Here is a 9,504-nt window from a genome sequence, read left to right as displayed (position 1 = left end):
GCGCCGCTTGTCCGGCGAGCTTGCTGAGGACGCGTTCAAGCCGCTGCGCCTTATGAACGGTGTCTATCTCCAGCTTCATGCCTATATGCTGCGCGTCGCCATTCCCTACGGCACGCTGAATTCGCAGCAGATGCGGATGCTGGCCCATATCGCCCGCAAATATGACCGGGGTTACGGCCACTTCACCACCCGCCAGAACATTCAGTACAACTGGCCGCGCCTGTCCGACACGCCCGATATCCTCTCCGAACTGGCAAGCGTGGAAATGCATGCGCTGCAGACCTCGGGTAACTGCATTCGCAACGTGACCGCCGACCATTTCGCGGGCGCCGCCGCAGACGAGGTCGCCGATCCGCGTCCTTATGCGGAAATCCTGCGTCAATGGTCTTCCGTGCATCCGGAGTTCTCGTTCCTGCCGCGCAAGTTCAAGATCGCTGTAACGGGCGCCGAGCGCGACCGCGCCGCGATTCAGGTTCACGATATCGGCCTGCATCTGAAAAAGAACGACAAGGGCGAGATCGGTTTTGCCGTCTATGTCGGCGGCGGGCAGGGCCGTACGCCGATGATCGCCAAGAAGATCCGCGACTTCCTGCCGGAAGAAGACCTGCTGTCCTATACCACGGCCGTCATGCGCGTTTACAACCTGCACGGCCGCCGCGACAACAAATACAAGGCGCGTATCAAGATCCTCGTGCATGAAACCGGCGCAGAAGAACTGGCCCGCCAGGTCGAGGTTGAATTCGCGGAGCTGAAAAACACGGAATTGAAGCTGCCGGATGCCGATATTGCGGCCATTACCGCCTATTTCGCACCGCCGGCACTTAAGGACCGTCCTGAAGGCTGGGAGAGCCTGGCGCGCTGGAAGCGGGCGGATGAGGGTTTTGCCCGTTTTGTCGAGCAGAACGTCCAGCCGCATAAGCATCCGGACTACGGCATGGTGACGATTTCCCTGAAGCCGATTGGCGGCATTCCCGGCGATGCGACCGACGAGCAGATGGAACTCGTCGCCGATATCGCCGCCGAATACGCTTTTGACGAAATCCGCATCAGCCACGAGCAGAACATCATCCTGCCGCATGTGGCACTGGCCGATCTCGAGCCGGTCTATCGCGCACTTGTAGGAGCCGGACTGGCGACTGCCAATGCCGGGTTGATCACCGATATCATTGCCTGTCCCGGGCTGGACTATTGCGCGCTTGCCAATGCGCGCTCCATTCCGGTGGCGCAGGAAATCTCCACCCGTTTTGGCGCGCCGGAACGTCAGGCGGAAATCGGCGAGCTTAAGATCAAGATTTCCGGCTGCATCAATGCCTGCGGCCACCACCATGTCGGCCATATCGGCCTTCTGGGTGTTGAGAAGAAGGGTGCGGAACTCTACCAGATCACGCTTGGCGGATCGGGTGATGAAAACACGTCGATTGGTGAGATCATTGGCCGTGGTTTCGAGCCGGAAAAAGTGACCGACGCGGTGGAAACTATCGTCGACACCTATCTGGGCTTGCGTCTTTCGAAGGAAGAAACCTTCCTCGAGGCCTATCGCCGCGTCGGACCGCAGCCGTTCAAGGATGCGCTCTACGGTTCCGCCGCTGAAGCCGCCTGAGGAGATTGCCATGACGAAAATCTGGAACCGCGACGGCTTCGTGGAAAACGATCCCTGGGTGATCGAAACGGAAGAAGTGAAGGCAACTGCCGAGCAGAAACCGGTGCTGTCGCTTGCTGATTTCCTTGTCCGTGCGGCCGAAAGCAATGATGTCGGCCTCGGCGTTCTGATTGCGCCTGCCGACGATGTCACCCGGCTCGAGCCCTATCTCGACCGTATCGACCTTGTCGCCGTCAGCTTCCCGGCCTTCAATGACGGGCGTGGTTTCAGCCATGCCTCGTTGCTGCGCAGCCGTCTTGATTTTGCCGGTGAAGTGAGGGCGGTTGGCGATGTTTTGATCGACCAGGTGCCGCTGATGCTGCGCACCGGCTTCACCAGCTTTGCGGTCACGAACGAGACGGCGATCCGCCGCCTGTCCGAAAATCGCCTGCCGGAAATCCCGGTCTATTACCAGCCGACGGCCCTTCCGGCCAACGGTGGAGAGGCCTATAGCTGGCGCCGCCGTGCGGCCCAATGACGCGTTGCGCGGAAATATGAGTTTTAGATGCATATTTTCTGCGCGCATGGCAGTATTGATATTCTCATGCCTTCAAACCGCGGCAAAAATGGTATAATTGCCCGGTCGAAGAATGTCGCTTATCGAATGAATGGACGGAACCTGAAATGAACGCGCCAGCCAAGACGGAAGATTTCGCGATCAAGATACCTGATGGTGTTTACGCCGAGACAGTTTTGTCGGTGGAACACTATACGGATCACCTGTTCCGTTTCCGCATGACGCGTCCGGCCGGCTTCCGTTTCCGTTCCGGCGAATTCGCCATGATCGGCCTGATGGTCGGCGAAAAGCCGATCTACCGCGCCTATTCCATCGCCAGCCCTGCCTGGGACGAGGAACTTGAATTCTTCTCGATCAAGGTTCCGGATGGCCCGTTGACCTCGCATCTTCAGGCGATCAAGCCCGGCGATACCGTGCTTATGCGAAAGAAGCCGACAGGCACTCTGGTTCTGGATGCGCTGACACCAGGCAGACGGCTCTATATGTTCTCGACCGGCACCGGCATCGCACCCTTCGCAAGCCTGATCCGCGATCCCGAGACCTATGAAAAGTTTGAAGAGGTCATCCTCACCCATACCTGCCGCGATGTGGCCGAACTGAAATACGGTTTCGATCTGGTCGAGGAAATCAGGAACCATGAATTCCTGAACGAGATCGTCGGCGACAAGCTTAAGCACTATGCGACTGTCACGCGCGAGGATTATCCCTTCAAGGGCCGCATCACCTCGCTGATTGAGAACGGCAAGCTGTTTGCGGATCTGGGTGTTCCCGCACTCGATCCCTCTATCGATCGCGGCATGATCTGCGGTTCTTCGGCCATGCTGAAGGACACGAAGGAGCTTCTTGAAAAGGCCGGGCTTAACGAAGGTGCGAACAACAAGCCTGCCGAGTTCGTCATCGAGCGCGCTTTCGTCGGATAACAGATATTTGCGCAAGTTGGATGAAGGAGGCCGTGAGGCCTCCTTTTTTATTTGTACGGTTTACTGAGGCAGTGCTTCGTCGGCCTGCTTCGGGGCAATCTCGTTTCGGTAGATGAAGAATAGAGCGATGGCGATGGCCGATATGCCGCCGCCGACCAAGTGCGAAAGGGCGTAACCGCCTTTGGTTACCAGCCAGCCGGCAACGACGTTGCTGAGGGACGCACCAATGCCTTGCACCATCATGACGCTTGCAAGGCCGACATTGAACCGGCCGGTTCCCTTGAGAATGCGTTCGGCGGCCACAGGCGTCACGATGCCCAGAAGGCCGGCACCGATACCGTCAAGCAACTGTACCGGAAAGATTACCCAGAAATCGGTGAAGGCGGAAGCCAGCAGACCGCGGATCGGCAGGGCCGCAAGCGCGATCAGGAACACCGTCGCAAGACCGAAGCGCCGGATAAGCCACGGCGCCAGGGCCGCAACGAAGATCATGGCAAATTGCGCGACACCGGTAATGATCGCTGTCGTGCGAAATGGTGTCTGCAGTTCGATGGCAAAATTCTGCGCGATAAGCCGCCCCATCGGCGCGTTGCCGAAGTGGAAGATGAGAAGAATGATCGCGAGGAATATCAGACCGCGTTCGTGAAGCAGCACGTTGATGCCTGAAGGCCCCGGTTCGCCCTTGTCCTCGCCAAGGCCCCGCGCCACCTTGTGGTCGATCCTGTCGGGGTCGATGGCGGCGGCGGCAACAAGTGCGCCGGCAGCCGTCAGAAGCATCAGTCCGATGACGCCATGCAGGCCGAAGAAGGAAACGGCAACGTAAGTGGCGAAGAGCGATGCGAAATTGCCGCCATGGTTCCAGAATTCGTTTCTCGATATCTGACGGGAGAACAGGCGTTCACCGACCAGACCAAGCGTCAGTCCGGCCAGAGCCGGTCCCACGACGGCGCCGACAACCGCAGTCATGATCTGGCCGGTCCAGACGATCCACGCATCGGGAAAGATCAGCGTAATCAGCGCGCCGACGGTCACGAGAACGACGGGGATGGCAATCAACGTTCTTTTCCACGTCGTGCCGTCCACCAACGCGCCGCAGAGCGGTGTGGCAAGCAGACCGACGAGGCCGCCGACCGTGGCAATCATCCCCAGAGAAAGCGAAGACCAGCCCTGTGTCGCCAAAAATGCGTCCAGGAACGGCCCGAGCCCGTCGCGAGCATCGGCCAGAAAGAAATTAAGCGCCGCAAGGGCAAAAAGCGTGCGGTCTGACATACCACCGCTGCGAGGCAGACCACCGGAGGGGAGGCTGCCGCGCGGTGCCAAAACGCCGATCGTCGTCATGAAATATGCTCCGAAAAATATGCGGTAGGTGATCAGAAATTGATCGACGCTGGCGAGAAACATCTATGCCTGCATTTGGTTGCATCGGCACGATAGAAACATGAGCCTCTCGAATTTTTTGACAGTTGCTAAATAAACGGGAGGAACGTTTGACGGTGCAAGCGAGTTAGTCTTCGTGAAAAATTGGATACGCGCCATGAAAACGACGGCTATCACGAGTTTATTTTTTGCAGGGCTGCTCGGTGTGCAGCCGGCATTAGCGGACGAACGCGAATTCCTTTCGTCGCTGAAAGGCACATGGGCGGGGAAGGGAACCGTGATCACCCGCATTGGCACGCCACCAATCAACGTCAATTGTACGCTGAATTCCAAAACGGGGACCTCGTCGCTCAATATGTCCGGCACATGCCGTGGCCTTCTGGTGGTCAGGCGCGCAATTGCGGCCGACCTGTCGGAGAAAGGTGGACGTTACAGCGGCGCTTACACCGGACCCTCCGGCCGACCGTCTGCCCTTTCCGGTACGCGGCAGGGAAATGCAATCAATCTGACGGTTCGCTGGAACCGCGACATCAACGGCGACCGCGTCGCAGCCATGACAATCGAAAAAGTCGGGCAAAACGGCCTGCGGCTTCGCACCACCGACAAGGACGGCAGGACCGGCAAGACGGTGGTGACGAGCGATATCCGGCTCGTGCGCTGACCAAGCCGCGACGTGAGGCATTGACCGGTAATGCGGCTTAAGCCTCTAGCTGAATTCGATCAGCAAAGGGCAATGGTCCGAGACTTCGGGCTGTCTCACCACATCGAAGTGATCGACCTGCACAACCGGGTTGACCAGCATGTAATCTGCAAAACGGTTTTGTTTGGCATAATGCGAGGTGCGCGTGTCTGTGAAACCACGTGTCGTGACGAGTTCGATGAGATCCAGTTCCTTCAATACCGTGAAGGTGTCGCTCTCAGGCAGAACATTAAAATCGCCGCACACGATGATCCGGTCACCATCCTCCGCGATGTCTTTGACGAGTTTCACGAGGCGTTTTGCCTGCATCAGACGGGCGGGAATATCGTGTTTACCGTTGGGGTCACGCAGCCCATGCATATGGGCGATGACGGCTGGCTGGCCGGTCGTGAAGTCGAAAACCCTGACAGCATGGCCCGTGCGCGAACGCGGGTGATCTCCGTATCCATTCGCAGAAAAGCAGCCGTGCACAAAACCTTGAGCCTGCGCAACAATCGCGATGGATTTACGCACGAAAGTCGCCAGCCCCCATTGAGAGGGATATCGTGTCTCCCCGTGCCAGAGGTCACCCTGTGACGCCGGGCAAAAGATTGCCAGATGATCGGGTAGGGCTTCTTCGACATCGCGAAGAAAGTTCGCCCTTTGCGGCAGATCCCTACCGTCATCGCGATAGCTCAGCCAGTCCTCTTCGGCTGCCGGTGTATGCACCACTTCCTGCAAACATAGAATGTCGGGATCGGACGCGGAGATATAGGGAACAAGCTCGTCATGGAGCTTTCCGCCCCAACCATTCAGGCAAATCAAACGCATTCAAACTCCATCACCGCTTAAATTGCAGCATCCGGTTTAGCATGGAACGGGTTACGATCAATCGCATGTGACGTGGTCGCCCGGTCTTGGGGCTTGTGTCCGGAACGAAAAAGGCCCGGATCGCTCCGGGCCTTCATAAGTTCGTTCGTACCGATGCCTTTATTCGGCGGCCTCGGCATAAGCCTCCATCGGCGGGCAGGTGCAGATGAGGTTGCGGTCGCCATAGACATTGTCAATGCGGTTTACCGGCGACCAGTATTTGTCAATGCGGAAGGCGCCGGGCGGGAAGCAACCCTGTTCGCGGCTGTAGGGACGATCCCACTCGCCGACGAGATCTTCTACCGTGTGCGGCGCGTTCTTCAGCGGATTGTTGGTCTTGTCCGCACGGCCTTCCTCGATGTCGCGGGCTTCCTCGCGGATCGCCAGCATGGCATCGCAGAAACGGTCGATTTCCGCCTTGGTCTCGGACTCCGTCGGCTCGATCATCAGCGTGCCGGCAACCGGCCAGCTCATGGTCGGCGCATGGAAACCGCAGTCGACGAGACGCTTTGCAACGTCGTCCACCGTCACGCCGCAGCTGTCTGCCAGCGGTCGGGTGTCGATGATGCACTCATGCGCCACTCGTCCCGTTTCGGACTTGTAGAGCACGTCGTAAGCGCCCTTCAGCCGTTCGGCGATGTAGTTGGCGTTGAGGATCGCAACCTTGGTCGCCTGCGTCAGCCCTTCGCCGCCCATCATCAGGCAGTAGCTCCAGGAAATCGGCAGGATCGACGGCGAGCCGAAGGGGGCAGCAGAAACCGCACCTTCACGACCGTCCGTCGTCGGATGACCGGGAAGATAGGGAGCAAGATGCGCCTTGACGCCGATCGGCCCCATGCCCGGACCGCCGCCGCCATGCGGGATGCAGAAGGTCTTGTGCAGGTTGAGGTGGCTGACGTCGGAACCGATATCGCCGGGACGGGCAAGACCGACCATGGCGTTCATGTTGGCGCCGTCGAGATAGACCTGACCACCGTGTTTATGGGTGATCTCGCAAATCTCGCGAACCGTCTCCTCAAACACGCCATGGGTGGACGGATAGGTGATCATGCAGCACGAGAGGTTTTCCGCATACTGCTCTGCTTTTGCTCGAAAATCGTCGATATCAATATCGCCATTTTCCCGCACTTTCACCGGCACCACTTTCATGCCGACCATCTGCGCGGAGGCTGGATTGGTGCCGTGCGCCGAGGTTGGAATGAGGCAAACGTCGCGATGTGCGCCGCCATTGGCGATGTGGTAGTTGCGGATGGTCAGGAGCCCCGCATATTCCCCTTGCGCGCCGGAATTCGGCTGCATGGAGAAGGCGTCGTAACCGGTGACCGAGCACAGCTTTTCCGAGAGGTCATCGATCATCTCCTTGTAGCCGAGCGCCTGATTTGCCGGCACGAAGGGATGGATGTCGGAAAATTCCGGCCACGTTATGGGCAGCATTTCCGCAGTTGCGTTCAGTTTCATGGTGCAGGAACCGAGCGGGATCATCGAGCGGTCGAGCGCGAGATCACGGTCCGAAAGACGGCGGATGTAACGGGTCATCTCGCTTTCGGCACGGTTCATGTGGAAGATCGGATGCGTCATGTACTGGCTGGTGCGCAGCAGTTCCTTCGGCAGGCGATATTCCAACTCGAAATCCGAGATCGAGAAATTGCCGCCGAAAGCGCGCCAGACCGCCTCAAGCGTCGCGGGACGCGTGCGCTCGTCAAGGCTCATGCCGATCTTGGTCGCGCCGACCTTGCGCAGGTTCACACCTTCCGCAACGGCCGAGCGCAGGATGACGCCCTGCATATGGCCGACTTCGACGGTGATGGTGTCGAAGAAGGTTTCCGGCTCGATGACGTAGCCAAGCTTCTCCAGGCCCTTGGCCATCAAAACGGCCTTCTGGTGGGTCTGCTGCGCAATCGCCTTGATGCCCTGCGGGCCATGGAAGACGCCATACATCGACGCCATGACTGCAAGCAGCACCTGCGCGGTGCAGATGTTGGAGGTAGCCTTCTCGCGGCGGATATGCTGCTCGCGGGTCTGCAGCGACAGACGATAGGCGCGATTGCCGCGCGCATCGACTGAGACGCCGACCAGACGGCCAGGCATGGAGCGCTTATGTGCATCCTTGACGGACATGTAAGCCGCATGCGGACCACCATAGCCGACCGGAACGCCGAAACGCTGCGAGGTGCCGATGGCGATATCCGCACCCATTTCACCGGGTGACTTCAACAGCGTCAGCGCCAGAAGATCGGCGGCAACGGCAGCGATGGCACCCGTCTGGTGCAGGCGGGAAATCAGGCCCGAGAAATCGCTGACATGACCGTGGGTGCCCGGATACTGGAAGATCGCGCCGAACACGTCGACAGGATCAAGATCGGTAAAGGGATTACCAACGATCACCTTCCAGCCGAGTGGCGCCGCGCGTGTCTCGATCAGCGCGATGGTCTGCGGATGGCAATTGGCATCGACGAAGAAGGCGGTTGCCTTGGACTTCGCGACGCGCTGGCACATCGCCATGGCTTCGGCAGCGGCGGTCGCTTCATCGAGCAGCGATGCATTGGCGACATCGAGGCCGGTCAGATCGCAGACCATCGTCTGGTAGTTCAGCAGCGCCTCAAGGCGGCCCTGGCTGATTTCTGGCTGGTAAGGCGTATAGGCGGTGTACCAGGCCGGGTTTTCCAGAATGTTGCGCTGGATCACCGGCGGCGTGATTGTGCCGTAATAGCCCTGGCCGATCAGCGAGGTCAGCACCTGGTTCTTGTTGGCCGTCTCGCGCAGGCGGTCGAGCGCCTCGCGTTCGGTCAGCGCTGCACCCCAGGTCAGCGGCACCGTCTGGCGGATGGAGGAGGGAACGGTGGCGTCGATCAGGGCATCGAGGCTCTTGTAGCCGATGACCTTCAGCATCTCCGCCATTTCCGACGGCGACGGCCCGATGTGACGCCGGTTGGCGAAATCATAGGGCTGATAGTCGGTGAAATGGAATTCCGTGGGCGTCGTCATTACGCGATCAGCTCCTTGTAGGCTGCCTCGTCGAGCAGCGTATCGGCATCCGCGGCGTTGGAGAGCTTCAGCTTGAAGAACCAGCCAGCACCCTGCGGATCGGAATTGACCAGCGAGGGATCGTCGACGATGGCCTGGTTGATTTCCACCACTTCGCCATCCAGCGGACAATAGACATCGGAAGCCGCCTTGACGGATTCAACGGTCGCCGCGTCGCCATTCTTGGAGAAGGTGGCGCCCACTTCCGGCAATTCGACGAAGACGAGGTCGCCAAGCTGTTCAGCGGCGTGGCTTGTAATGCCAACGGTGGCGATATCGCCTTCGAACTTCAGCCATTCGTGTTCTGCGGTAAATTTCAGCATCGTATTCTCTCCGGAGATGGGATGAAGATTATCGTTTGTAGGTGGGCTTGATGAAGGGCAGGGCAGCGACGGTGACGGGCAGATATTTGCCGCGCACTTCCGCAAAGATCGCCGTGCCGGGAGCAGTATGGGCCGCAGGGACGTAACCCATGGCA

At 59.0% G+C, this 9,504-nt stretch carries 9 protein-coding genes; 4 read left to right on the top strand and 5 right to left on the bottom strand.

Annotated features, from left to right (window positions below; translation table 11 throughout):
* The 3 genes from T18_RS02430 to T18_RS02420 form a co-directional block, all read left to right on the top strand.
* Positions 1-1,600, top strand: a 1,600-nt coding sequence (locus T18_RS02430) for a nitrite/sulfite reductase (RefSeq protein ID WP_323455171.1), incomplete at its 5' end; no start/stop codon positions are given.
* A gap of 10 nt (positions 1,601-1,610) precedes the next feature.
* Complete coding sequence (locus T18_RS02425; protein WP_038492802.1) at positions 1,611-2,117, top strand: DUF934 domain-containing protein; 507 nt, start codon at positions 1,611-1,613, stop codon at positions 2,115-2,117.
* A gap of 146 nt (positions 2,118-2,263) precedes the next feature.
* Entirely contained in the window at positions 2,264-3,076 is an 813-nt protein-coding gene (locus T18_RS02420) for a ferredoxin--NADP reductase (RefSeq protein WP_038490916.1), read from the top strand.
* Positions 3,077-3,136: 60 nt separating this feature from the next.
* Here T18_RS02420 and T18_RS02415 read toward each other — a convergent pair whose 3' ends face one another.
* The gene (locus T18_RS02415; protein WP_029658762.1) at positions 3,137-4,477 is read right to left on the bottom strand and encodes an MFS transporter; all 1,341 of its coding nucleotides are present in this window, start codon (positions 4,475-4,477) and stop codon (positions 3,137-3,139) included.
* Positions 4,478-4,610: 133 nt separating this feature from the next.
* Between T18_RS02415 and T18_RS02410 the strand changes: the two genes are divergently transcribed.
* A complete protein-coding gene (locus T18_RS02410) occupies positions 4,611-5,114 on the top strand; it encodes a hypothetical protein (protein WP_003512942.1) in 504 nt (167 codons plus the stop codon).
* A gap of 45 nt (positions 5,115-5,159) precedes the next feature.
* On the opposite strand, the gene T18_RS02405 is transcribed toward T18_RS02410, so the two are convergent.
* The 4 genes from T18_RS02405 to T18_RS27450 form a co-directional block, all read right to left on the bottom strand.
* Positions 5,160-5,963 (bottom strand): endonuclease/exonuclease/phosphatase family protein, encoded by an 804-nt coding sequence (locus T18_RS02405; protein WP_013636047.1) that lies wholly within the window; start codon positions 5,961-5,963, stop codon positions 5,160-5,162.
* Positions 5,964-6,122: 159 nt separating this feature from the next.
* Complete coding sequence (gene gcvP, locus T18_RS02400; RefSeq protein ID WP_038490923.1) at positions 6,123-8,987, bottom strand: aminomethyl-transferring glycine dehydrogenase; 2,865 nt, start codon at positions 8,985-8,987, stop codon at positions 6,123-6,125.
* On the bottom strand, positions 8,987-9,349 hold the full coding sequence (gene gcvH / locus T18_RS02395; RefSeq protein ID WP_003512948.1) for a glycine cleavage system protein GcvH: 363 nt from the start codon (positions 9,347-9,349) through the stop codon (positions 8,987-8,989). The genes gcvP and gcvH overlap by 1 nt, the downstream gene beginning before the upstream one ends.
* A gap of 28 nt (positions 9,350-9,377) precedes the next feature.
* Positions 9,378-9,504, bottom strand: a 127-nt coding sequence (locus tag T18_RS27450; RefSeq protein WP_323455210.1) for a glycine cleavage T C-terminal barrel domain-containing protein, incomplete at its 5' end; no start/stop codon positions are given.

Origin of the sequence: Rhizobium sp. TBD182, from assembly GCF_001950375.1 — a bacterium.
Classification (GTDB): Bacteria; Pseudomonadota; Alphaproteobacteria; order Rhizobiales; family Rhizobiaceae; genus Agrobacterium; species Agrobacterium tumefaciens.
The sequence above is the reverse complement of the archived record's forward strand: the minus strand, read 5'-3'. Positions and strand labels throughout refer to the sequence as shown.